At 35.6% G+C, this 24,259-nt stretch carries 21 protein-coding genes; 6 read left to right on the forward strand and 15 right to left on the reverse strand.

The annotated features are described in order from the left end of the window. Positions 1-2: 2 nt before the first annotated feature. Positions 3-4,703, reverse strand: coding sequence for an NAD-glutamate dehydrogenase (locus tag AB6N09_RS01115; RefSeq protein WP_411131123.1), 4,701 nt, complete (start codon positions 4,701-4,703; stop codon positions 3-5). A 381-nt stretch (positions 4,704-5,084) separates the two neighbouring features. Between AB6N09_RS01115 and AB6N09_RS01120 the strand changes: the two genes are divergently transcribed. Then, a complete protein-coding gene (locus AB6N09_RS01120; protein WP_411131124.1) occupies positions 5,085-6,257 on the forward strand; it encodes an NADH-quinone oxidoreductase subunit D in 1,173 nt (390 codons plus the stop codon). Between the two features lie 658 nt (positions 6,258-6,915). On the opposite strand, the gene AB6N09_RS01125 is transcribed toward AB6N09_RS01120, so the two are convergent. Then, positions 6,916-8,250: a pyruvate dehydrogenase complex dihydrolipoamide acetyltransferase gene (locus AB6N09_RS01125; protein ID WP_411131125.1), complete on the reverse strand. Its 1,335-nt coding sequence runs from the start codon at positions 8,248-8,250 to the stop codon at positions 6,916-6,918. A 69-nt stretch (positions 8,251-8,319) separates the two neighbouring features. Here AB6N09_RS01125 and AB6N09_RS01130 point away from each other — a divergent pair, with 69 nt between their 5' ends. After that, positions 8,320-8,808, forward strand: coding sequence for an SH3 domain-containing protein (locus AB6N09_RS01130; RefSeq protein ID WP_411131126.1), 489 nt, complete (start codon positions 8,320-8,322; stop codon positions 8,806-8,808). Here the strand turns inward: AB6N09_RS01130 and AB6N09_RS01135 are convergent. From AB6N09_RS01135 to AB6N09_RS01175, 9 genes are all read right to left on the reverse strand, one after another. After that, the gene (locus AB6N09_RS01135) at positions 8,805-9,029 is read right to left on the reverse strand and encodes a hypothetical protein (RefSeq protein WP_411131127.1); all 225 of its coding nucleotides are present in this window, start codon (positions 9,027-9,029) and stop codon (positions 8,805-8,807) included. The genes AB6N09_RS01130 and AB6N09_RS01135 overlap by 4 nt on opposite strands. A 12-nt stretch (positions 9,030-9,041) precedes the next feature. Further along, complete coding sequence (locus AB6N09_RS01140; RefSeq protein WP_411131128.1) at positions 9,042-9,251, reverse strand: hypothetical protein; 210 nt, start codon at positions 9,249-9,251, stop codon at positions 9,042-9,044. Positions 9,252-9,453: 202 nt separating this feature from the next. Beyond that, the gene (locus AB6N09_RS01145; RefSeq protein WP_411131129.1) at positions 9,454-12,468 is read right to left on the reverse strand and encodes a hypothetical protein; all 3,015 of its coding nucleotides are present in this window, start codon (positions 12,466-12,468) and stop codon (positions 9,454-9,456) included. Continuing rightward, positions 12,449-14,803, reverse strand: coding sequence for a VirB4 family type IV secretion/conjugal transfer ATPase (locus tag AB6N09_RS01150; RefSeq protein ID WP_411131130.1), 2,355 nt, complete (start codon positions 14,801-14,803; stop codon positions 12,449-12,451). The genes AB6N09_RS01145 and AB6N09_RS01150 overlap by 20 nt, the downstream gene beginning before the upstream one ends. A gap of 35 nt (positions 14,804-14,838) precedes the next feature. Continuing rightward, on the reverse strand, positions 14,839-15,201 hold the full coding sequence (locus AB6N09_RS01155; RefSeq protein ID WP_411131131.1) for a hypothetical protein: 363 nt from the start codon (positions 15,199-15,201) through the stop codon (positions 14,839-14,841). Between the two features lie 101 nt (positions 15,202-15,302). Then, positions 15,303-16,385 carry a hypothetical protein gene (locus AB6N09_RS01160; RefSeq protein WP_411131132.1) on the reverse strand — a complete coding sequence of 361 codons (1,083 nt, stop codon included), beginning with the start codon at positions 16,383-16,385 and terminating at the stop codon, positions 15,303-15,305. 80 nt (positions 16,386-16,465) lie between these two features. Then, positions 16,466-17,536, reverse strand: a complete 1,071-nt coding sequence (locus AB6N09_RS01165) for an NAD(P)H-dependent flavin oxidoreductase (RefSeq protein WP_411131133.1) — start codon at positions 17,534-17,536, stop codon at positions 16,466-16,468. A gap of 5 nt (positions 17,537-17,541) precedes the next feature. Further along, on the reverse strand, positions 17,542-18,063 hold the full coding sequence (locus tag AB6N09_RS01170; protein WP_411131134.1) for a cytochrome b: 522 nt from the start codon (positions 18,061-18,063) through the stop codon (positions 17,542-17,544). Positions 18,064-18,539: 476 nt separating this feature from the next. After that, on the reverse strand, positions 18,540-18,674 hold the full coding sequence (locus AB6N09_RS01175; RefSeq protein WP_411131135.1) for a hypothetical protein: 135 nt from the start codon (positions 18,672-18,674) through the stop codon (positions 18,540-18,542). A gap of 413 nt (positions 18,675-19,087) precedes the next feature. On the opposite strand from AB6N09_RS01175, the gene AB6N09_RS01180 reads away from it, so the two are divergent. Then, a complete protein-coding gene (locus AB6N09_RS01180; RefSeq protein ID WP_411131136.1) occupies positions 19,088-19,624 on the forward strand; it encodes a hypothetical protein in 537 nt (178 codons plus the stop codon). After that, a complete protein-coding gene (locus tag AB6N09_RS01185; RefSeq protein ID WP_411131137.1) occupies positions 19,596-20,030 on the forward strand; it encodes a hypothetical protein in 435 nt (144 codons plus the stop codon). Before AB6N09_RS01180 ends, AB6N09_RS01185 begins: the two co-directional genes overlap by 29 nt. A gap of 9 nt (positions 20,031-20,039) precedes the next feature. On the opposite strand, the gene AB6N09_RS01190 is transcribed toward AB6N09_RS01185, so the two are convergent. Then, a complete protein-coding gene (locus AB6N09_RS01190; RefSeq protein WP_411131138.1) occupies positions 20,040-20,630 on the reverse strand; it encodes a CvpA family protein in 591 nt (196 codons plus the stop codon). Positions 20,631-20,686: 56 nt separating this feature from the next. Further along, complete coding sequence (locus tag AB6N09_RS01195; RefSeq protein ID WP_411131139.1) at positions 20,687-21,283, reverse strand: riboflavin synthase; 597 nt, start codon at positions 21,281-21,283, stop codon at positions 20,687-20,689. Between the two features lie 148 nt (positions 21,284-21,431). On the opposite strand from AB6N09_RS01195, the gene AB6N09_RS01200 reads away from it, so the two are divergent. Continuing rightward, the gene (locus tag AB6N09_RS01200) at positions 21,432-21,587 is read left to right on the forward strand and encodes a hypothetical protein (protein ID WP_411131140.1); all 156 of its coding nucleotides are present in this window, start codon (positions 21,432-21,434) and stop codon (positions 21,585-21,587) included. Positions 21,588-21,660: 73 nt separating this feature from the next. Here the strand turns inward: AB6N09_RS01200 and AB6N09_RS01205 are convergent, their stop codons facing one another. Together AB6N09_RS01205 and AB6N09_RS01210 are read right to left on the reverse strand one after the other, a co-directional pair. Next, the gene (locus AB6N09_RS01205) at positions 21,661-21,936 is read right to left on the reverse strand and encodes a hypothetical protein (protein ID WP_411131141.1); all 276 of its coding nucleotides are present in this window, start codon (positions 21,934-21,936) and stop codon (positions 21,661-21,663) included. Positions 21,937-21,989: 53 nt separating this feature from the next. Beyond that, complete coding sequence (locus tag AB6N09_RS01210; protein ID WP_411131142.1) at positions 21,990-23,069, reverse strand: hypothetical protein; 1,080 nt, start codon at positions 23,067-23,069, stop codon at positions 21,990-21,992. Positions 23,070-23,214: 145 nt separating this feature from the next. Here AB6N09_RS01210 and pheS point away from each other — a divergent pair, with 145 nt between their 5' ends. Then, entirely contained in the window at positions 23,215-24,258 is a 1,044-nt protein-coding gene (pheS, locus tag AB6N09_RS01215) for a phenylalanine--tRNA ligase subunit alpha (RefSeq protein WP_411131143.1), read from the forward strand. Position 24,259: the final 1 nt, after the last annotated feature.

The raw sequence follows: 24,259 nt of genomic DNA on the forward strand, positions 1-24,259 counted from the left end.
TCCTACGAGGCAAGTACTTTAATTCTTCTTATTATAAATATTAATTTACTTAAATCAAGCTTAGAAGCAACCATCTCATCTAAGAAACTATTATAACGTTCTATGCAATCCATATCGTTACAAGCCCAGGCTTGAACTTTATCTTCACTGTTACTGGTGGATTTTATAACTTTGACAGCTAGCTTATAGTGATAATTGCTTAAGTCATCCAATAAATCATTAATTAAGCTGCGGTCCCAATAAGAAGAATGACTTTTCATCTTGATAGCAATTGTTCTAATCAGATCGAACCTCAGTAGCGACTTTAATTCAAAGTATATTTTACCAGTGTCAAGAATAGGTAAAGATGTCTGCTCAGAAATGGATATAACGTCCAATGCATAGGCCAAAATACACAGATCAGCAACTTTTTTGGCTAGATCTTTATTTATATTAAGTTCCACTAAAGAAGCAGACCCATGGTGATAGACCTTCAATAGATGTTCATCTAAAACATCAGTTAGGTTCTGGCCTAAAGTCTCAATTGCATCTTTAAATTTTGTGACATCATCCAGCTCTATAGAGCCGAGCTTGCTGAGATTTTTTACCAACCAAAATGACACTCTACCAATAAACTTTTGCACATTCCTAACTATTTGCAAGTATGAGTTAACATCAATCTTTCCATCCAATTCATCAATTTTCTGCCACAGGTTATTTAAACTATATAAACGGTTAACAACAATATACACATTAACTGCTTCATGCACTTTGATTCCAGTATTTTCAACTAGATTATTAATAAATATGCACCCCATCCTATTCACTATATCGTTTGCAATGCAAGTGGAGATAATTTCTCTGCGAAGTTGGTGTTTTAATATGTAATCCTTGAACTCTGTTACCATTTTTTGCGGAAAGTAGTTTAGCAAGTAATCACGACACAAGGAATCTTTTTCAGGCAGGCTGGAAAGTATAATTTCATTTTTTATTGCTGTTCTAGCGTAAGATATCAGGACAGAAAGCTGAGGGGAACTAAAACCCTCTGCTCCAGTTAACATTCTTGCTATTTCCTCATCAGCTGGAAGAAATTCCACACTTCGGTTCAGCAGCCCAGATCTCTCCAAGCTGAGTAATAATCTGTGATGCTGCTCTAACCTTTCCTTAGCTTGCAAGCACTCAAGAAGTAATGCTTTTGTTTCAATCCTGTTATGATCCTCTAGTACTTTAGATGCAACTTCGTCTACCATACTAGCCAGTATTTCGTTCCTTTTTTCTAAGGAAATGCCTCCTCCTTTCATAATCGAAACAAATGCAATTTTGATGTTAACTTCCAAATCAGAACATATTACTCCTGCCGAATTATCAATGAAATCTGCATTGATATATCCACCCTTCTCTGCATACTCTATTCTTCCAAGCTGCGTACAACCGAGATTACCACCTTCTATGAACATAGAAGCTTTAATATCCTCACCATTCACTCTTAACTCATCATTTGCTTTGTCACCGACCATGTCATGGCTTTCACTTTTCGCTTTGACAAACGTGCCAATTCCTCCATTCCATATAAAGTCCACTCTTGCTTTCAACAGATATCGTATTAAGTCATTTGGAGATAACGTATCTTCTGTTATGTCGAAACGTCTTTTTATTTCTTGAGAAATGTTTACTTGCTTTCTGCTGCGCTCAAATACCCCACCACCCTCAGAAATCAAATACTTGTTATAATCCATCCAAGTTGAAAATGGCAATTCAAAGAGACGTTTACGTTCTGTGAAACTCTTTTCTGCATCAGGACTCGGGTCAACAAAAATATGCATATGGTTAAATGTGCCGATTAAACGCATATTTCTTGAAAGCAGCATGCCGTTCCCAAACAGATCGCCAGCCATATCTCCAATTCCAATAACAGTTACATCTTGATAAATATCCCTATTCATTCTCCAAAAATGCCTTTGTGCTGCAATCCACGCACCTCTTGCTGTAATACCCATCTTTTTGTGGTCGTAACCTGCCGATCCACCAGATGCAAATGCATCGCCAAGCCAAAAATTATACTCAGAGGCTATTTGGTTGGCATAATCAGAAAATGAAGCAGTGCCTTTATCTGCCGCAACTACTAAGTATGGATCATCTTCATCATACCTGATCACGTTTTCTGGTGGAATTATTTTACCATCAACTACATTGTCAGTAATATCAAGCATTCCTCTGATAAAATTCTTATAGCACTCAACGCTTTTCTTTCTTAAGATATTTTTATCTCTATAAACTTTCTTTATTATAAACCCACCCTTTGCACCAACAGGGACTATAACCGCGTTTTTCGTCATCTGAGCTTTCATGAGCCCCAAAACTTCAGTACGGAAATCTTCCGTCCTATTCGACCATCTCAAACCACCACGGGCTAGTTTTCCTCCCCTTAAATGTATTCCCTCAAAAAGGTTCGAATACACGTACAATTCACGATATGGATGCGGGTCAGGCAAACCATTTATTTTACTTGAATCGAATTTTGTAGATAAATATGGTTTATCATCTTGATAATAACTGGTTCTTAAAACGGCCATTATCAAGTTAAATATCGAACGTATAACGTAATCATGTGAAACATTGCTGATCTCTTTTAAAAGCTCCTCAATTTTCTCTCTGAAGATGTCTGTAGTTTCTGCTCTATCAATATCTATACTAGGATCAAATCTTGCATGAAATAACTGTATCAAATACTTCACTATCTTTGGATACTCTGAAACTACTTTTTGAATGTATTCTGGGTTGTATTTAAATGACGTTTGCTTCAGATAAGCACTTAGCGCTCTAACCAGAAGTACCTCCTTCCACTCCAGCCCAGCAATAATGATCAAACTGTTGAAATAGTCATTTTTAATTTCCCCTTTAAATACTTTTGCAAGCGTTATCTCAAACTGCTCTTTTAGAGTAATGTTGTCTATTATCTCATCGACCCTCGACAATACAAAATGGTGTATCCATATTCCGCCATTGATTTCTATGTAATAACCATTATGAGATAGGATCTTCGCCCCCAGATTCTTAGTAATTCTCAATATCTTTGATAATTCAAGGCCGCCATTGCTCGGAGTGTAAACCTTTAATTGGTAATTTAGATTGTCACAAGTAAGTCTTAAATCGACCTCACTTACTCTTTTTTTCCTTACTATCTCCAATTTTTTCATATCGTAATATGCGTCGTTAGGCTCGAAACTCTCTTGATAGCTTATCGGAAATGCTTTGCAATAACGGATAAATACATCCTCAACAGTACCGAAAGTATTATATAGGTTATCTATAAAACGATCTTCCCACTTTTCTGTAATGTTTCTCAACTTGTTTTCGATACAAAGAACTTCATCATCAAGAACACTAGCACCTTCAGCCTTTAGCACAACATGCAATTTCATCAAGTCATACTCGTTTATAATGTGGTGGTTATAAATATCTGCACCTTTTGCATTTATCTCATCCTTCAATATGTCACGTACCTTGAACATTAACCTTGCACTAGCATAACGCATCGGTATCAGCACTATGCAACTAACAAAGTCTCCTATCTTTCTTAAAAACAATTTGACTCTTGGTCTAATTGCAAGAGACATGATCGAAGTACAAATTTTAAATAACTCATCTTCATTGGACTGGAATAATTCATCACAAGAGAATGCTTGCAAGATAGAAACTAAAGCTTTATTGTTGTGGCCACCAGGTATGAAGCCTGCCCTTTTCTCTATTATCTCAATTTTACCCTTTATTACCGGAATAGTTCGAATATCTTGAACTTCAGCTATAGAAGTAAACAATCCAAAAAAACGCCGTTCCTTTATCACGTTACCCTGATCATTAAATTCTCTCACCCCTATACAATTCATGTATGTACGCCGATGAACTATTGAAATCAGATCTGACCTTAATATATATAAATGATCAATGCCTACACAGGGAACCAATACATTTTGATACTCTTCACTTGCTCTCATCAAACCAAGATTTTCCTTACCAATTGGAGTGAACTTCCCATCTTCATCAGGAATGTATTCTTGATAACCTAAAAATACAAAGTTGTTATTCTTCAACCAAGCTAGAAAATCTTTTTCCTGGATCCCAGTATCAAGTACTGGGATGACAGAACGACTTACCTCATCAAGCTTCTGCAGCATCAGGTGCCAATCTTTTACAACGCAATTAACCGCCTCCAGTGTTCTGTGTAGAGACTCTTTTAGAGTATCAACAAAACTGTCACTTATGCATTTAATAACCACATATATCACCGACTCCTTGATACCATTATCATCTTCTAAATGGCAAATCTCATTAATAAGGCCACTTTTTCTTTGGATGTTAATTATGCTGTTGCTGTAGTAGCATATAGTTAAATCGTGCGACTTAATGGTGGCAATAATAGAGTCAACCAGAAAAGGCATGTTGTCATTTGCTACTTTAATTATAGTAAAATTGCCTTCTATCCCTGGTACATCATTTACATTGCTTACCATTAGCTTACTTTCTTCTTTCTCTTTTTTAAGGATGAAGTTGTATGCGTCTTCTGCAATGTACAGAAGAAATTTATCATTGATCTTTAGGTCGCTATTATAGACAAAATTATAAAAGTACTTAATAAACTCTTTGACTTTTTCCTTTTCTTCTTGATTTTCTTGATTAATCAACTTAAATAAAGACTCAGTGTCAACATTATGCTCTACACACATTTTTTGCAATCAAAATACATAGCGAGTTTAAACCATTTTGACTAAGATTTCATTACTAAAAGCACATATTATTAGCTCATGCCTTTCTATTGCATTCACCAGACCACCATAAGTGCCCTGAAAAGGAGTGTGAAGTTTCCCTGCAATAAAGGTGCTAAAGTGATACATAAGAACTACCTAGCTATAAGTCCAGTTCCACCTATGGTTATTACCACATATGATGCAAACTTTTTTTGATCAGGCATTAACTTCCTACTTCAAATTATTATAATCCTTTGTTATTGCATAATTCCGAACAAATGTCAATTATATAACAGAGGTTTCAGATTGACTTTTAACGCACTTCAGTATATATAATTTCAATATCTTAAGTTATCAGATATGTCAGATTTAAAAACAATGATGTTGAATTTTGGACCTCAGCACCCAGCTGCACATGGAGTGTTGCGTCTTGTATTGGAAATGGATGGTGAAGTAATCGAAAGAGCAGATCCCCATATTGGGCTTTTGCATCGCGGCACTGAAAAATTAATAGAACACAAAACGTATCTCCAAGCTTTGCCGTATTTTGATCGTCTTGACTACGTATCACCAATGTCGCAAGAGCACGCATATTCACTGTGTGTAGAGAAATTGTTGCAATGTGAAGTGCCAGTCAGAGCAAAGTATTTGCGTGTTTTGTTTTGTGAGCTGACCAGAATACTAAATCACTTACTCAGTATCTCTTCTCAAGCACTGGATGTTGGAGCAATGACTCCTCTTTTATGGCTATTTGAAGAAAGAGAAAAAATATTGGCATTCTACGAAAGAGCTTCGGGTGCAAGGTTTCACGCAGCTTACATTAGGCCAGGTGGAGTGGCGGCAGATATTCCAGAAGGCTTGATTGAGGACATTGCAAAGTTCATAGAGCAATTTCCGCAGTATATAGACGATGTCGACGAACTTTTGACGGAAAATAGGATATGGAAACAACGTACTGTAGAAATCAGTGAAATATCGATCAAACAAGCGCTTGACTGGGGTTTTAGCGGACCAATGCTGCGTGCTGCTGGGCTTGCTTGGGATTTGCGAAAAAGCCAGCCATATGAGATATACGACCAACTGGATTTTGATATACCAATCGGCCAAAATGGCGACTGTTATGACCGTTATTTAGTCAGGATGGCGGAGATTAGGCAATCTATTAGTTTGGTAAAGCAGTGCATAGAAAAAATGCCCGAAGGACCAGTAAAAACTGAAGATAGAAAGATTTCTCCACCGCCAAGAGCAGAGATGAAAACGTCCATGGAGGCTCTCATTCACCATTTTAAGCTTTATTCGGAAGGGTATCGTGTGCCAGAAGGTGAGGCTTATGCAGCTGTTGAGGCACCAAAAGGCGAGTTTGGGGTATATATAGTTTCAGATGGTACTAATATGCCCTATAGGTGCAGAATAAGAGCACCAGGCTTTGCGCATTTGCAAGCCTTGGACTTCATGTCAAAAGGGCACATGCTTGCTGATATTGCAGCAATTATTGGCTCGCTCGATATAGTTTTTGGTGAGATTGATAGGTAAACTATAGATCGTTTGGTAGCAACCAGAAGTTAATAGATCTACTGCATAACAAATCGGCTTTTGGCATATGCAAAAAACTACTTGACAACCTTCGACGTTACCAATACTGTAGTATTGGAACTATTCATTTAGCTTCAATCTGTGCAGATTAAACGACCAAAGTATCACGGTTGGCGTCTTATGTTTAATTTTTTGCACTATGTGCACCTTATGTCTTTATTAATTTTACTTAAACTTCTAGGTTTTTCCCTATACAAGCTGAAACCAGCTTATAAGTCGTTTAAGACAGTATAGTATGCCAATTTGCATGATTAGAGAGTGAGCAACTTCTACCATGGGATTTCTTTTGTCTTTTTTTCTGCTTAGTAAATTTCTTAAATATTTTTTGCTAAAGTAGTATTCTGGATTGTGTCATTGTGCTTTTGAATATCAATAGCTTGTTTCTTATACTCGTTAGTTCGTTCTAAAAAGTCTTTACCCATTTTCCTTACATTAAAAATGTTGTCAGATTTCTTCGTTCCATAACATTTACCTCAATTTCAGTTAAACATAGTAACACTCGAATGTTAATTTTTAGTTTAATTACCTCCATAAATTAACCTTGGTTTGCATCAGACTTCTTGCATAACCTGATATGGTTTTGCAAAAAGTCCAATGTCTACACAGACTCAAGAAGCATCGCTAGAGGATTTTCTATATAATGCTTAAATGCGTTTAAAAATCTTGCCCCGAGTGCTCCATCAGCTGTTCTATGATCAACAGAAAGTGTTACCATTATTATTTCTGCTATCTCTATTTTTTCATTGATAACAATAGGCTGTTTCTTAGATGTACCAACAGCCATAATGCAGGATTGCGGTGGGTTAATTATAGCGCTGAAAGTTTTTATACCAAACATGCCTAAGTTGGAGATAGTAAACCCTCCTCCTTGAAATTCTTCAGGTCTTAATTTTCCAGATCTTGCTCTGCTTACTAGATCTTTCACTTCCTTTGATATAGATAAAACACTTTTTTTATCAGCATTTTTTACTATGGGAGTGATTAGTCCATCTTCAAGTGCTACAGCGATTGAAATATCTATATTTGCATATCTCAGTATCTTATCATCTATCCAGGAAGAATTTACATCAGGGAATTTCCTCATGCTGAAAGCCACAGCTTTTATAATTAGATCATTAATTGTTACTTTGTTGTTTTTATCTGCTGAATTAATCTCGTTTTTGAGCGATATTAGCTTATCAACCCGACAGTCTACAGTTAAATAAAAATGTGGTATATTCTGCTTAGACTCAATCAGGCGTTGTGCTATCACCTGGCGCATGTTACTTACTTTGACTATAACGTCTTCGCTCGATCTTTCACTATTTTCAATTTGTACACCACCGTCTAAAAACTCCAATACGTCAGCTTTAATGATACGGCCATATGGCCCGGTACCTTTTAGTCGCTTTATATCCAGATTTTCATTTTGAGCTATTTTCTTGGCTAATGGGCTTATTTTTATTCTACCTTCCGTTGTCTTGGTATTTTCTTCTTTTCTGGATCCCAGTGTCAAGCACTTGGATGAAACTGAAGGGTTAGATGACACTGAAGAATCAGATGGCATTAAAGGGTTAGATAACGTTGAAGGGTTGAATGGCGCTGCAGAATTGGATGACGTTGAAGAGCGTGCTTCAGCTTCTTTCTTAGCTTCAACATTGGTAGTAGAAACTGTAACATAGTTATCAAGTGCACTACTATCTTCTCCCTCTTCCAGCATTAGAGCTATTGGTTGATTTACAGGCACGCCACTTGCTCCTTCCGGTACTAGAATTTTTGCTAAAACCCCTTCATCCACAGACTCAAACTCCATTATGGCTTTATCAGTCTCTATTTCAGCAATTACATCACCTACTTCAACTCTATTCTGCTCTTTTTTACACCACTTTACGATTTTTCCCCCAGTTTTGCTCATTGTTGGGGAAAGAGCAGGCATTAATATTTCTATGGACATCTATTGTAAATTAAAAATCTACTCAATTTTTAATTTACTCTTTATCTTATGTCAATCTAATCGTGAATTATGATGAATAAACCACTTATGTCATTCCAGTGCGTGATACTGGGATCTTGGTTCAAAAATAGATCTACTATTATCCTATTGTTTTTGTTGCTTAGTCCTAACTTGTTTGCCAGAAACTTTGTTTCAATAAAATCAAATAAAGTCAATATGAGAACAGAACCAGTGTTTCACTATCCTGTAACATGGATATACACTTGCAAAAATCTGCCACTGAAAGTGACAGAAGAGTTTGAAAACTGGAAAAAGGTCTGTGATATAAAAGAAGACTGCGGATGGATAAAAAGTAATCTGCTCAGTAACAGGCGCTACGCGATGATAAAAGAAGATACTTATGGATATCAAAAACAAAATATGGACAGTAAGATTACTATGAAAATGGACGAATACGTTATAATGAGAATAGAAAAATGCAATGAGAAATGGTGCTCGCTATCCTCCTCAAAACGTAAGGCGTGGGTGCAAAAAGAGTATATATATGGGGTTGATTAGGTTGAAAAAGGATCTTGATTGGTAGCAGTTTCTAAACCTTCTGTGGTAGGCTCTTCAGGTAAAGCAGAGGGCGCATCATTGATTTTTTGAGACTCATGGGAACTGCTTTCCTCTGCAGAGCTATTGCATTGCCCACAAAAGCTCTGTAACATTTTCTCAGCAGATGAATTTAAAATTTGTATAATAGACTTTTCACTCTGCTCTTTTAGCGATTGATCCATTCTAGAAATCAACTAAGAAAACTTGCTATCTTCCTTTTCAGCTTCACTTCTTATTTTATTTCCTATACTTTCAATATTATCCTGGTCAATTTCTTCTTTTGTTATGTTAAATGAATTTGCAATTTCTTGATACTTGATCTTACATTCGCCACTGCCAGTTGTACAAAGAGCAATGGAATCGGACATTTCACTTGCAGCCCACTTGTGTATAGCGTAAGCCAAATAGTTATCATGGTTTTAATGTTAAATTGTTGTTCTATTAGCCCAGAAATCTTATTTCTTAGAGACATAAAGCACCACCTTACATTAGCTGTACCTTTTTGTTAAAATACAGCAATTGAACTGAATAGCAAATTAATACGTGATTTACTTTAATTAATTATTAAAGTAAGAGGTAAAACACATGGTGTTAAGGCACTTTAAGCTATGATTCAGAATCTTTTGGCTCTGACCCTAACAATTCCTTTTTAACTTCCTCTTCTATTACCTCTCTTATATTCACGTTAAGGTTCCCTATCGAAAAATCAGTCATAGTTTCAAGATCGTATCGATTCTCTATTACTTTTTCAATAGTAGCATTTATTTTTTCTGTACTAAATTCCTTTATAATAGGTCTAATATTCAAATGTCCTGGAGAGCCTTTACCATAAATTCTTTTGCTTTTGTTAATGCAACCACCTGCACCAGGTCTACTGCTTCTCAAACTACTGTTACACTCTACTGCTTCATACTTGATTTCACCATCTTTTATATATGCTATTTGATTATCTGTGGATGTTTTATCTGTTACTATTAGTTTTTCTAATTTTAAATCTCCTTGAGATGCTAAATTGTCTACATGAACCTGTGTGCGATACTCCTTATCGCTATATAACTTATTTACCCCTCCACCTGCAACAGTAATTAATGGCTTGCAATCTTGTTTGTTCGAACGACATTTTTCTATAAAAATGGGTCCCCCGTCTTTATCTGTGTAACTAGATTCTTGGTTACCTCCTCCACCTGTAACTCGCACCTTAATCACAGGATAATCAGGATCAATTTTCAATTGAGCTTTAATATAATCTCCTGGCATTCCTGTTCTAGTTTTAGTGGAACAGGCATCCTTCCCTCTGGAGCGCATACGCCAGCAGCCAGGAGGTGTATCTTTTATGTGACCTGCTTCACCACTTCCCCATGCTTCTATTTCAACACGATCAAACATTATTGATAAGTCATCTGTATAACCATCTCCAAGATCATAAGATCCTTGATTACTTTCCTCAAGTTTTTGTTTCTTATCTTTCAATTGTTTTATTATTATTTCACACAATCTATTTTTTAAACCCGCCAAGTCAAGCCTACACAATTTATCAGCATAAAAAACCTCTGTTCTATTTGCTTTAACCAGCTGATCTTTCAATTGTGTACACTTTTGTATTTCACCTCCTTCGTTTTTCAGTGTTCTACCATCTTTATCTTTACAATCCACTTCCTCATATCTTAAGTAAAATGATTGACCATCTTCTTTGTTCAAATACTGCGTTGAGAGACTACAAGCCTCACCAAAGCAAAGGCAACCATCTTGACTCTGTTCACATTTTTCTTTACGCTTTCCATCTATTAATTTATATACTATCTTGCATTTGTTGCAATCCTGTTTTGTATCCATTTCATCATCCTTTTTCGCAACGCAATTGTTTCTATTCGTATTCCCTTCGGGAATGAAAATATATCCATGCTTATTGAATATTATTTTATTTAGCTCGCTCTGTGGCTTTGCCAAAACATCAGTTGTTTCGTTGCAAGGGAAATAATAAAGTTGATTCGACTCCTTTGAATAAACAGTATTGTACTTAATGTACCTTGCTCCCATTGATTTTAATGATATTATCTCATTTTCTCTCTTAAGTACAAACTCTTCTGGTTCTGGCTTCCAACCAGAAAGACAGAGCATTTTTCTTTTAGAATTTTTTTGGTCCATTACTCTCGTGTACATTACTTTTATCTTTGGCAGTCCCATATCATCTAATTCCAACTTAGTAGATTTGATTTCGTTGCCTTCTGTGGGATTTGTTATACTGTAATCCTCACCATTAGGAAACTGGATCCCAATATTAGGAGTAAGTCCATATTTTTCCAAAATTGCAAACTGAGGATTCTTTCTCAATATACCTTCTATAATATCAGTGATGTTACTTTCATCATTACTATTCTTAGTTGTTTTTTTTACTATTCTTGGTTTTACCACTCTAAAAGACCGTGGGTCAATTTTTTCCCTATCTTCACTGGCATCAAAACTGATGTTAAAAGTACAATAGCCATCACTATAACTTCCATTTACTTGCTGCATGCAATTTTCTCTTCTCATCTTTATTTCTATTTTTAACGTATTTTCATCTACTAACTCCACTACTTTGGGCTCTGGAGCAGGAGGTGATGGGAAACAACGAGCAGGAAATTGCAATCTTCTTTGAGATTCCTCCTCTTCAGTACCACGGTATTCAGTGCAGAGTTTATTTTTTTTTCTGTATGTTTCGAAGTAGTGTGTAGTACCATCTCTATCTAAGATAGAATGCTCCTTAACTTCACACGGAGTAGGGCTCCCCCCAACCTTATCCTTTTTGTACTTTCTGGGGAAATCTAACTTTTCTCCGATTTCTCCGTCTTTTCCTATTAGGTCACCAATGATTACCTTAACCTTAGGATCAAAGTAGTCATTTTTTTCGTTTGTCACAGGAACAATTCTAACTTGTGGGGGTAACATCGCAAGTTGTTCGCAGAACGCAAGTGGGCCAGGTGCAAGTGGTACAGGAGTGCACTTTACTTTTGTTTGATAGCAAGTATCACAGGTATTTGCCATATCTCCAGGACGGAAAATATTTGCTCCTTCGCCTATTCTAGAAAAATATGAGAAAACCCCCCCCATGCAGGCTGCTTTTTGGCTGCAAGCACATATCTTAGGAGAGTTAACAAATTTACTTTTCTCTTCGTCAGTGACATCATCTGCCCATTCCCATCCAAGACCTTCCACAATTCCTTCCTTAATTTTGCCGCCATCTAATATTGTATCTCCTTCCCAATCGATGAAAACTGCTGCAGAAATTCCAGCTCCGCTTGTCTGCGTTCCGTATATCTGGCGGCATGATGTTTTATTGGGTAATATATAACAATTACCTCCTTCATAGTCGCAAACTTGAATCTTCGGATCAAAATAATCACTTATTCCTTGATCTTTCACTGCCGTTACTTTAATTTCTTTTAATAAGTGAGGATCAAATTTTAAATCATCCCATTTGCCAGTAATGAAGTTCCAAAAACCTTTTCCTATTGAGCTCCCTGTAGCTTCAGCGTCAGTACGAAAATATATATCCGGGCAAACATCAGAGTACCCACTGTTTGCACCAAGCAAAATCAACACTAGGAAAAAAAATTTGGCTTTAAGCCTTACACTTCTCATAAAACACCGGTAACCACTTACTAACTTCTTCCCCTTTTTCTTTTATTGCTTCGTACATATACTTTATAGTATCTTTATTAGCTGAAAGTATGTATATTTCTTGCATATCTTTCAAATCTAAATTCAAAGTTACTAATCCTTTGTACTGTTTTATTAAAAATAAACCTTCTTGTGTTGGCGTTTGCAGGATTATGTTCAGTTCCTCTTTCGATAGAGAAAATGCTTTCATGTATAACCTATTTGCATTGACGTTCGGCATCAAAATCCTTGTATCAACGTGTTTATCCAGATATTGAGTAAATTTGCTGGCAAATGCCAGGTTTAAGTTCTCAGTACTTAGAATTACCACAACATTTAATTTTGTCATCCTGTTCATCCAGTTATCAAACTCTTTTTCTGTAGGAAAAATATTACTTATTTTCCATGCTTCATCTAAAACGAGTATTGCAGGTGAACCATCACATTTTGCTTCAAAAGAGTATAAGAAATAGTAAAGTATCACGGACATAGATTCCTTTCGTTTTGTAAGATTTGCTGTGTTGAGAGATATAGTTCTCATTTCCCAGTCAATGTCCGATTCATCACCATCTTGAAATAAATAAGCAAACTCACCATCACCACACCATTTACTTATCTTACCCCCAAGAAGTAAGAGCGCTTCAGAAATTTGTGAAATAGAACGCGATTCCCTTGGTATAGCAAATATAGAATCTACAATTTTTTTTATCTTCTCTTCCACATCCACCGAGTTTGTATCAGCCACCATTCTTTTGATCAGTTCAACTAGCATATTCCGATTGGAGGCACTATCTTCAATGTTTAGGGGATTAAATTTCAAGCTTTTATCTTTATATTTTGGATCAATTATGTAATATCTACCGTTCACCGCTTTAGTAAAAATTATTGACTTTCCAGTGTTATCTAATATGACAATTCTTGGATTAAACTTTCTTGACTCTGACAATAGGAAGTTAATCAGTGAAGTTCTGCCTGAATTTGGAGCGCCAAGTATCGTAGTATGACCATTGTTTTTCTTTCCATGAAAATTAAAAAAGTAAGAGCTTCCTTTTTTTGAAAAAAAGACTGTTACTGCTTCCTTCCACCTTCCTCCTTTTAATGTACCTGACGTAAAATCATGTAGCATAGCAAAGCTGCAGGCATATCTTTTTAATATATTCTTCGGTTGTGTAACAAAAGTAAAATTGCCAGGAAGTTGTGCCCAAAAATGATCTTCCATATGTAGATCAGCTCTAAACATCATCAAACCGACTAACGACATTACGGCGGACAAATCGCTGATGTTTTCGGCTAGTCTCTTTCTATCGTCAGCAAAAATTGTGAAAATAATTTTCTGTTGACAAAAGTTTATAGCAGAAGTTTTTTCCAGTTCTATTATTTCTTTGATTTCTGAGTTTTGAAGTAATGTACTATCCTCACTGACTTGCAGCATATTGATTTGTTTTTTGAATTCTTTGACTGCTTTGTTATTACTAGTGAATATTATTATCTCTGTAATAATAAGCTCAGAGTCAAGTTGTAAACACCTATCTATATTTTCTAAAGGGATTTCCCGATATTCCTTTATACAAAAAATAGAACCAAATTTCTGTTGATTTTCAAATGTTGTTTGAAATGTGTTAAAACCAAAAGCTACCTTTAAGTTTTGAACATGTTGCGACAGGTCGCTTTCACATATCGGGTAGTCTTTGTGTGTTAACGTAACAATATAATGAAGAAATTCCATCATTTCAGAATACATTTTACATTCACTAAACCTTAGGCCCAGCTTTTTAGCTCCGAAATGCTCCAAATCACTTTGAATTAAATCAGTTACCCTTTGTAATTCCCGATGGTTTTCTTGTAGAGACAGCTTATGCTGATTTTTTATTCTGCTAAGAAAAAATGAATTATTAGTATGCTCACCAAAATCGCTAAATAATACTATGATGTACAACTCGTTTATGTACTGCAGTTTACTATCAGTAAGTTTATTAAGCCACGTTGAATGTAGCTTATCAGAAAAGTCTCCAGTTTTATTCCATTTTAAGCTCAGTTTATTGCGCTTTCGGACAGTATGAATCCAAACAGTGAAATATAAGCTATTGATATTTTTTGATATGCTTTTTCTAATTTCAGTTCTAAGGTCGCTGTAGTTATCAGCAGAGGAATAATCTTCCAACTTGATTATTTTTAATAATTCTCCCTGTTTTGTTAGTATGGTTTCTTCATCATAATGACAAGCGTAAGGGATAAAGTCTAAATCAATGCTTTCTAGTAATGCTAAATTATTCTTTTTTTCAAGCTTAATGTTAATTGCTGGTATTTTTGGCTGCATACAACATCATGTGCGTTCAATAAATGTAGTGATACTTAATTTTTATCTTTTTCGTTATCAGGTTTTACTTTTGCAAAACTAAACTTCTCTTTCAAGTAGTCAGTTGCCTTTTCCGTGCTACCGAACATCATGACAAATACACCAAACATTATCATGAAAAAGATCAGACCCCTAAACAATATTGCAAGTATCACTGCAGCTATGCATAATCCTATGATTATCGAAGGACTAATATTTTCTAAGGTATCCTTAACTGAAAATGAAGAAATAAAATTCTTTACCGTTTCTTGTATATCCTTTAGTTCATTATCCACTGGAATCGCCTCGCCTGAGTATGATGTAAAAATGAAGCTTAATAGGGCTATAAAAACTAAAACTTTATTCAATTGAATGCACATCAACTAAATACCTTTTAAACACCGCCTGATTATAACAACTTTCATATCAACAGGCAAGAACTGAATTTGCCTGTTCACTACGAGTAACATATATTTAATTTTTACCGCTGTTTACTATCATAAATAAGAGGACTCAAATCGGTGGATGTTAATTTACTTGAAGGAGGGGTTAAATACCGTGTGACTGCTGCTGCTATAGCAAACACTACAGACATAACCAACAATTCTGCCCCTACTATCCCCAAAGTTACTACTCCTGCAACAAGACATCCTACTGAAAGAGCACAACATGTTGCCAGTGCAGTGCGAAAATTTCTGTTATTTGGTTGTTTTGTAGGCTCTGAGTTTTCATTTTCTCGCTTCTTTGGCTTTTCTTCTGGATTCTGCTTTGGTGGTTGCGGTTGATCCTCATTTCTTTTTTGTGGATTACCATTACCGATTGGATTTGCTTGGTCATCTGAGTTTTCATTTTCTTGCGTATTTTGCTTTTTTTTTGCAGGCTGCTCCTGTTGCGTTTGATTATCAATTTCTTCTCTTTGTATATCATCATCTTCTTCAACCGAGCTTAATGTTGTGCTTATACTACACCTTCTGCTACTTACTGGTGATGATGGTGGGCTTTTCTTATTCAGCGCGGGTAAATTTGCTCTACTACCTTGATCTCCATTGAGTTTGGAAGTTTCTGTAGATTTTTCTAACTCTTTTTTACCATTTATTTTTAAATTTTCAGGGCCTTGATTTCGAATAGTACTATTAGGATGATTTTTATCATTTCCCTTGTTAGTAATCCCTAAAATTATTCCTACTATTCTCCCTTTTATTGTTTGTGGTCTTTGTGGTTGTTCTATTTCACTGTTAAATACTGCAGGTACAGACAACTCTGTTGATTTTATTACTTCATCTTTCAACGCAGGAAGAAATTTGTTGATGTAATAATCATAATGTTTTTCTTGTCCTATCAGTGATTTTTCTAATTCACTTAATATATTAGGATCAGCCCCATCCTTGAAAAACCCTATACATTCTATGATAGTTCTATCTCCCTTTTGTGGGCTTGGGTAGTTATGCTTTTCTTTTGTTACCTTTTTGTATATAGCGTTGTACAATTGTTGGTTAATATTTGCTTTATCACTCTTATCAACTATGTTTTTTAAAAATTTTTTATTTTTTAAAGTACTTAGCATAACATTCCTCCACACATAACAAAATGTATAGATACCTCATCAGCATTAATTTTACATTAAAACTGGGCGATTGTTTCCCATTATGGACGATTACGGCGATTTGCTTGTTGGTTGATATTTGCTTTGCTAATGACTGAGTTTTCCACTTCCACAGATTTGTTTTCGATATAATTATTCGCTTGTTGAATTAACATATCTATCACTTCTTTTACGGGTCTTTCCCTATCAACCATGCCAACGCTTTGACCAGCCATTAAAGATCCCGTTTCAATATCTCCTTCAATCACCGCTCTTCTTAACGCTCCAGCCCAGAACTTTTCTATTTCAAGTTGCCCATCTTCTTTTGAAATCTGCCCTTTTTGGTACTTATCAATAACTTCTCTTTGGTGCTTCACAAAGTCATCACTCGCTTTATTGGCTATGGCTCTTACTGGAATTACAGGAAAATCAGCACTTATTTGTACAGAAGAAACCGTGTTACGTGCGGCTGATTTAATAAACACCTCCTTAAAATTTTTGTGGGCAATCGACTCATTTGTGCAGACGAATAATGTACCTATTTGACAGCCAATTGCTCCCATTTCTAGGTAATTCACTATCATTTCGCCCCTTCCTATTCCACCTGCAACAAACACTGGTGTTTGCTCATTTTTAAAGTAAGGTAATATCTCTTGTGCGAGAACAGAAGTGCTAACTGGACCTATATGCCCACCTGCTTCCATTCCTTCTATTATTAATGCATCCACCCCTATTTTTACTAACCTTTTTGCAAGGCTTAATGATGGTGCAAAACACATAACTTTAGTGCCCACATTCTTGATTTTTTCTATGCTAGGTTTTGTCTGTAACCCACCTGCAAGAACTATGTGGCTTACTTTTGCTTCAATACACACATCTATCAACTCACTCAAGTTTGGGTGCATAGTGATTAGATTGACGCCAAATGGCTTGTTAGTTAGTTTCTGTGTCTCTGTGATTTCTTTTTTCAGCAATTCTGGAGACATAGCACCACACGCAATTACACCAAAACCACCAGCGTTTGAGATTGCTGAGACCAAGCTTCTTTCTGAAACCCAGCTCATAGCACCACCCATTATTGCAAACTCACTACCAAGAAAATCCGTTCCTTTTTTCCAGAGATTACTCAACATATAATCTATATAATGCGTTTAAAAATGTTTTGCTTATCTATCAATGTGTGTTTTAAAGCAGCAAGTATATGCAAGACTATAAAGAATACTATAAAGTATGCAAGTATTGAATGTAGCCCATTGGCAGCGCTCGCTAGCTCTTTGTTTTTACTAATCAACAAAGGGATATGAAAAAAATATTTGATCCCCCTACCAGAGGCAGAGGACATGACATAACCAGATAACGGTACCAGTATCATTAAAGCATATAAACCAAGATGCACTGTTTTGCTTATATTGATCTCAAATTGAGAAAAACTTGCTGGAAGTGGCGGAATGCAAGTAGAGGCGCGAAAAAGTATGCGTATTACGACCAACCCAAAAACAGTGACTCCGCAAGCCTTATGAATAGTGTACATGCTGAATTTAAACTCATTGCTAACTGGCAAGCTTTTCATATAAAACCCAGAGCAGAGCATACCGATAATAAAAACAGCCATTAGCCAATGAATAATCCTTAAACCTAAGCTATATTTATTGTCTTCCATTTTGATTACTCTAAAGTATTATTTATATAATAGAGGAATTATTTTTCAATCAAAATTTATTAAAGCAACTTAGGTGTGACAACAATACAGCTATAGGCGTCATCCAACAGAAACAAAAAAACTACTTGACAACCTTTGCCGACTTCAGTATCATAATACTGAGGATATTTCTGACTCAAAACTTGTTTTTGATCTACAGGCTCAATGACAAAATTCAGTAAAGAACTCAGGGTATTTTTTGGCTGATTGTATCAAATTGTAGCGGCTCCATGTCTTTTTCATTTTTTCTACATTAATCCAAATCACGCTTAAACTAAGCGTCAGTAAATTATTATAGTGCCAATTTAAAGAGTCAAAACTCGCCACTCGGGATTTCTTTGCCTTTTTTTCGCTTGGTAAATTTTTAAAATATTTATGACCAAAGTAGTATCCTGTGTCCCAGTGTCAGCTACTTGGATGACAGGAATGGGAAATGCTTAGATGACATCATAGGGACTGAGGCACAGCTGTACGAACATTGCAATTAGCAGGTAATTTGCGGGTTTCATCCCAGTGCTCCGACACTGGGACACAGCCTTTCCATAATCATCAAAAACGTCGTATTTTATCATAAAACAGCTACTTTTATACTCACCAACTTAATAAAATTCCTGGATGCCAGTGTCAGCTACTTGGATGACACCCTAGTGGTAGGCTCAAATCACAATGTTCGTACAGTTGTGGAACTGAGGTGACAAGAAAAGGCTACTTGAAGATACCCTTGAGCTTTAATATACTACAGGATTTTTAGCTCTTGCAGCAATGTTAAAAAATAATGTTCCGTGCCTACGTTCAAAGGCAAAATATTTTTTGGCTAAGCTGATGTAGCCGAATTTTTTCCAAAGATGGTTGATTTAAAAAAAGATATTGAAGTTATAGAGTAAACAATTGAGGAAATTCCATGGATTTGTGCCTTAATTGGCATTCACACGTTATTAACATAACTAATTTATAAAAGCAGATATTGTAGAGAAAGAAACACGTTATGGTAGAACAAGAAAATTCTAAAAAGAATATAACTTATAAATTAGTCGATGATAAAGGTGAGTTAACAGAGGAAGATAAAGAAAAGGTTCTTAAGCTAGTGGGCAAAATAAAAGCAGAAAAAGGTATTGCTGAAAAATTCAAGAAATCTAGTTATAACACACGAAAAATTTTAACAACAAAAATAGTTCGCGAACACGAAGGTAGAAAAGAAACGGTTACACCACTACATCATGCTATGCTGCACAGCAATGAAAAAGCTATAAATGATATTTTTGAAAAAGCCAAAGAACACCAGCTTTTTGAGCAAGTTTCTAAAGAACTAATGACCTCAGAGCATTTAGGTAGCCAAGGGGAGCTGATACGTACTTTTAGTGCTGTTGAATATAAGGATGGTGTAGTGAGCACACGCGCTTTAAAAGCCGAATTTATCACACAAGATACCCTGCCCACTACTCCTGCAATAGAAACTGATACACCAACTTGTGAAAATAGCAAAGATTCTGATAATGCTGAAGCTACTAACAAAAAAAAATGAAAAAGATAGTACCACTACTTCAACAGAAACTGTTACGCAAGGGCTAAGTGCTTCTAACAACACAGATAAAATCAATACTTTGCCTTTCACTGAGAAAGAAAATCAAACAAAACCGTATTCCCATAGTGAGCCTAAAAAAGAAAACGTTGTAAACGAAGGAGAAAAATCATCAACAAAAACAACGCAGCAAAGACGAGCAATCATAGCTGGTGGTGCTGGTACAGCGTTATTAGTAAGTAGTATTGCATCTTATGCTTTGAAGATGCACATCATAGCGGTGGTTGGAGGGGTTGTTGGGCTAGCATGCATGAGTTTTGCATTGTATAATGTTTTAAAGCCTAGTACCAAACTTGAGAAAGTGAAAGATGTGGAGTGTTCCCGAAAGTTACCAGAGGTTGCCTTATAAGCATGGGTATTACTCTTCTTTTTTATTACCTTCAGGCTTTTCTTGGTCAACCATTTCTTTGCCAATCTCTTTTATTTTTAGTATCAAAGACTCCGGTATATATACATCAACTATATCTTCTACTGTTGAAAATAAAGCCTGGTAAGAGTGCGAATTTATTATCCAATTAGGCAATATATCTTCAGCTTCTATTTTAGACTGTTCCTCTTTTTTGTCATACGCCATACAGCAATATAAGTGCACGGCAAAGAATAGTACATAAGAAAGCAATATTCCTCTGAGCGCTCCGACAAGGATTCCAGTAACTCTATCGATTAACCCCAACCTTATGGGTGACAATATGTACATCAGCCAGTTGTTTACTATCATAAATATAAGGTTGAGTATAATAAATACAGAAATTGTAGAAAGTATGTTTTGCGTAGCTTTAGAATCAAAGTATTTGTTATAGTTTATAGCGAGGAAATCATAATGATTAGCTGTCAGAAAAACCGACAAAAACAAAAACATTAACGCGCATAATTCTTTTATAAAACCTCTAGTTACGGAGATTATTACGCATACGACAATAATGAAAATAATTAGACAGTCAAAAAGCATACTACATATTATATAGTTTTCAAGATATAATAATTGCAAACAACAAAATTGTAAAATTAATTGTATCTATGCTGCATCAACTGGTCTAAATATCTAGCGATCATGTCGACTTCTAAATTTAGATAATCATCCACTTTGTTATACTGAAAAGTTGTGTTTTGCCATGTGTAGGGAATAATATTAACAACAAATTCTTGGCTGGTAACTGAATTTACTGTGAGAGAAACTCCATCTAGCGTCACAGATCCCTTTTTTGCAACAAATTTAATTAACTCTTGTGACCACGACAGCTTGATTTCATGAGAATCCAAATTTTGCTTGATTGCAAGAATTTGTACTGTCTTATCTACATGACCCTGGACTAGGTGGCCATCGATTCTATCACTCAGTCTCATTGCTTGTTCTAGGTTTATTTTCTTTCCTACTTTCCAATTATTTAGGTTAGTAACCTTCATGGTTTCTTGAGACACTTGAACTGTGAATATATCGTTAATTATGTCAACGACAGTTAAACACACACCAGAGCAAGCTATTGAATCTCCTTTACCTATGAAAGATAAATTTTGTGCCTTAATATGGAAGATTTGATCGTAGTTAGAGCAAGCCTTGGTGTCAATTATAGTTCCAATATCTGTAATAATTCCCTTAAACATACAGTAAAATAAATAATGTTATCACAAAAAATCTTTTAAAATAGCTATCCATTAAGTGGGAGCAAGAGGCTTGTTTTTACCTACCTGCTCAATAGATTCTACCGAATATTTAGAATATATAAAATAAGCCAAACTAAAAACACATAATGTGGCTAGTATTGGTAACCATATGTTCAATGCCAACCCAACACTTTCTCTTTTCTCTGGGGGCACTAATCCATTTAAAATTGACACTTTCTCTAGCGGCAAGTGCTACAGGCAGAGTGCTGATATAGAGGATGCTATCAACAATAGACAAAAGTAAGTCTCTTTCGAAGAAAACACGATTTTTAACAACGGTTTGAAAGCAGTATTAGTAGCTGGTGGAGTTGTACTTGTTACTGGTGAAGGGCTTGTGGTTTTATTTGGTAAAGGATTTCACTTTCATGAGAAACGTTTTCAGGCTGTGGAGAAGGTTGTTGTATGGGAATACCTGAAACTAATTTGAGTAATTGCTCTTTTTTTCTATACACCTGCCTTTGTAAATATTCTTTACCTAAAAGTGAGTTATTAGAAGGTTGTGGCCTTTCGAGTATCTGTAACACTTCTAATACTTCGCCTGGATCTAATATTTCATGTAATTGCTTATCTTGAAAATAAACAATATTGAACACTTAGTTGAAAATATTGCGAAATGTTTCTGGATCCTGATTTTTGTATCCATTTATTACTTCAATAAATATTTTATCGAGTTTTTCCCCTTGTGCTCAGCTTGATTATCTATCACAGCTACTCTGGCATCATTTTGTGCTTGTCTTACGGCTAATTGTTTTTCTTCTTCTGATAGTGTTTTAGTTTGCTTTTTTGATTTCTTTCTTCTATTAGCCTTAAAACAATCTGTATGTGACTTGGTTTCACCTATATCGGAGAGCTTTGTGGTTTCATCTGTTTCTCCCTCATTTTTTTGTATTACCTCATTTGGTTCTGTCTCTTTGGGTATTTGGTAAGCTAAAGCCCTCTGTTTTCGTGACAGCTTTGGTGGCTGTTGAAAGAAGAATTGTACTGTACTAAAAAAGTTGAGTAGGCGAAAAGGCTTAAACCAAGTAAAATTGTCGTACATTGCAGAAACAACTACTGGTGCACGTGTAACTTGCTTCCTGCTATTCGTCACATTGCAGCCAAACGAGACCCTAATTGGTACGATTTGTTTATCTTGTATGTTCTCTTCTTGAACTGTATTCCGTTCTTTTCTGCTTTTAGTTTTTTCTGCTTGTGTCGTATCCTGACTTTGTTTCTCACCTTTGGTCTCTTCCGCGCATTTTAGCTTCTCATTTAGGAATAACTTAATCTTGTGCAAATTACCTAGGTCAATGTCTTTGATATTTGCTTGCAGTTTAATTGTGATTCCTTCCAGGAGGATTTGAAGAGGAGCATTACTTATAAATTCTTCTACAGTTTTGAAATTATTAACTTCGCCATGGCTGTTATATAATTCCTCACTTTCTTTCGATACTTCTATGTTGACTGTGAAATTTTTCTCCTGAGAAAGGCAGGTTTTAAAAAAATCAATTAAAGGTTTTATTTGAAGAGGTCTCGTATTAGAGGTGTCTTTACCTGTTGCTGTCAACAGTCTTAGCTTAAACGAGAATTCTTGCACATTGTTTTTAGTGCTTCTCGAGCGAATGGTGCTGACCTCCACCGATTCATTAGAAAATGCTTTACTTATGTCCTTAGATCTCTTATTAAAGAACCTAGGTAAATCCTCTGTTTTATACTCCTTCTCAGTTCCAGTGTCGCCGTTGTGCATATTCTCGTTTATTAACTTCTTAATATAAAATTAAATAAAAAGTATAATTAGTCAATAAATTAATAGTTAAAATAGGACAATTTTTCAGATTGTTGATGATATTGAAGATTTTACTATAATAAAAGTTTAAGCTAGCGTTTCTGAGATGAATAAAGAGCTATTGAATGAAATACCTTCGCTTGAGGATAAAGCAGTTTCTGAAATTGAGGGTGCTTCTTCTTTGCAAGATTTAGAAAAAGTCAGGCTATCATATTTGGGAAAAAAAGGTGTAATTAAAATTTATTTTGATGACTTAAAAAAGATAGAAGACGCAGAAAAAAAACGTGATTTGGGCGCAGTTATTAACGTTTTACGTAATAAGCTGGTCCAGCTTATAACAAACAAGGAAACCATATTAAAAGCCGAAGAAATCAACTTTAAATTACAAAACGAGGCTGTTGATATCACATTGCCAGTTAGGCCAGAAAAAATTGGCAGGATTCATCCATTGAGTAAGGTTATAAGTGAGGTAAAACTCATTTTTGCACATATGGGTTTCAAAGCAGTCGATGGTCCTGACATTGAAGATGAGTTTCATGTGTTTGATGCGCTAAATACCCCAAATCATCATCCTGCACGGGAGGAGCAAGATACCTTCTACTTAAAGAATAAAATAAACAACAAAAGAATGGTGTTGCGCACTCATACCTCATCTGTGCAGATTAGAACCATGGAAAAGGCAAAAACTTTCCCAATTAAAATAGTGGCCGCAGGTAGGGTATACAGAAATGATTTTGATGCAACTCACACTCCTATGTTTCACCAGATAGAGGGGTTATATGTCAATGAGAATATCAATATGGGCCAGTTAAAATTTACCATTCATCATTTCCTCAATAAGTTTTTTGGAGATAAGGGATTAAAGATACGTTTTCGTAATAGTTTCTTCCCTTTTACTGAGCCTTCTGCAGAAGTGGATATAAGTTATGATGGTAGTAAATGGATAGAAGTACTTGGATGCGGTATGGTGCATCCAAATGTCTTTCAAAATGTTGGAATAGACCATGCTAAATACAATGGCTTTGCGTTTGGCATTGGCATAGAAAGACTTGCGATGCTGAAATATAAAATTGGTGACCTAAGGAACTTTTATGATAACAAGGTCAGCTGGCTCAACCAATATGGTTTTCACTTTTCATCTTTAAGATAAG

The sequence above is a fragment of the Wolbachia endosymbiont of Tettigetta isshikii genome, assembly GCF_041154185.1.
Lineage (GTDB): Bacteria > Pseudomonadota > Alphaproteobacteria > Rickettsiales > Anaplasmataceae > Wolbachia.

Bases quoted from the DNA above. Each gene is read 5' to 3' on its own strand.
- AB6N09_RS01165 (WP_411131133.1), bottom strand. From the start codon at position 17,536: ATGTTGAGTAATCTCTGGAAAAAAGGAACGGATTTTCTTGGTAGTGAG.
- AB6N09_RS01170 (WP_411131134.1), bottom strand. From the start codon at position 18,063: ATGGAAGACAATAAATATAGCTTAGGTTTAAGGATTATTCATTGGCTA.
- AB6N09_RS01150 (WP_411131130.1), bottom strand. From the start codon at position 14,803: ATGCAGCCAAAAATACCAGCAATTAACATTAAGCTTGAAAAAAAGAAT.
- AB6N09_RS01145 (WP_411131129.1), bottom strand. From the start codon at position 12,468: ATGAGAAGTGTAAGGCTTAAAGCCAAATTTTTTTTCCTAGTGTTGATT.
- AB6N09_RS01175 (WP_411131135.1), bottom strand. From the start codon at position 18,674: ATGATAAAATACGACGTTTTTGATGATTATGGAAAGGCTGTGTCCCAG.
- AB6N09_RS01115 (WP_411131123.1), bottom strand. From the start codon at position 4,703: ATGTGTGTAGAGCATAATGTTGACACTGAGTCTTTATTTAAGTTGATT.
- AB6N09_RS01180 (WP_411131136.1), top strand. From the start codon at position 19,088: ATGGTAGAACAAGAAAATTCTAAAAAGAATATAACTTATAAATTAGTC.
- AB6N09_RS01210 (WP_411131142.1), bottom strand. From the start codon at position 23,069: ATGCACAACGGCGACACTGGAACTGAGAAGGAGTATAAAACAGAGGAT.
- AB6N09_RS01135 (WP_411131127.1), bottom strand. From the start codon at position 9,029: ATGGATCAATCGCTAAAAGAGCAGAGTGAAAAGTCTATTATACAAATT.
- AB6N09_RS01195 (WP_411131139.1), bottom strand. From the start codon at position 21,283: ATGTTTAAGGGAATTATTACAGATATTGGAACTATAATTGACACCAAG.
- AB6N09_RS01190 (WP_411131138.1), bottom strand. From the start codon at position 20,630: ATGCTTTTTGACTGTCTAATTATTTTCATTATTGTCGTATGCGTAATA.
- AB6N09_RS01160 (WP_411131132.1), bottom strand. From the start codon at position 16,385: ATGCTAAGTACTTTAAAAAATAAAAAATTTTTAAAAAACATAGTTGAT.
- AB6N09_RS01155 (WP_411131131.1), bottom strand. From the start codon at position 15,201: ATGTGCATTCAATTGAATAAAGTTTTAGTTTTTATAGCCCTATTAAGC.
- pheS (WP_411131143.1), top strand. From the start codon at position 23,215: ATGAATAAAGAGCTATTGAATGAAATACCTTCGCTTGAGGATAAAGCA.
- AB6N09_RS01130 (WP_411131126.1), top strand. From the start codon at position 8,320: ATGATGAATAAACCACTTATGTCATTCCAGTGCGTGATACTGGGATCT.
- AB6N09_RS01125 (WP_411131125.1), bottom strand. From the start codon at position 8,250: ATGTCCATAGAAATATTAATGCCTGCTCTTTCCCCAACAATGAGCAAA.
- AB6N09_RS01120 (WP_411131124.1), top strand. From the start codon at position 5,085: ATGTCAGATTTAAAAACAATGATGTTGAATTTTGGACCTCAGCACCCA.
- AB6N09_RS01185 (WP_411131137.1), top strand. From the start codon at position 19,596: ATGCTGAAGCTACTAACAAAAAAAAATGAAAAAGATAGTACCACTACT.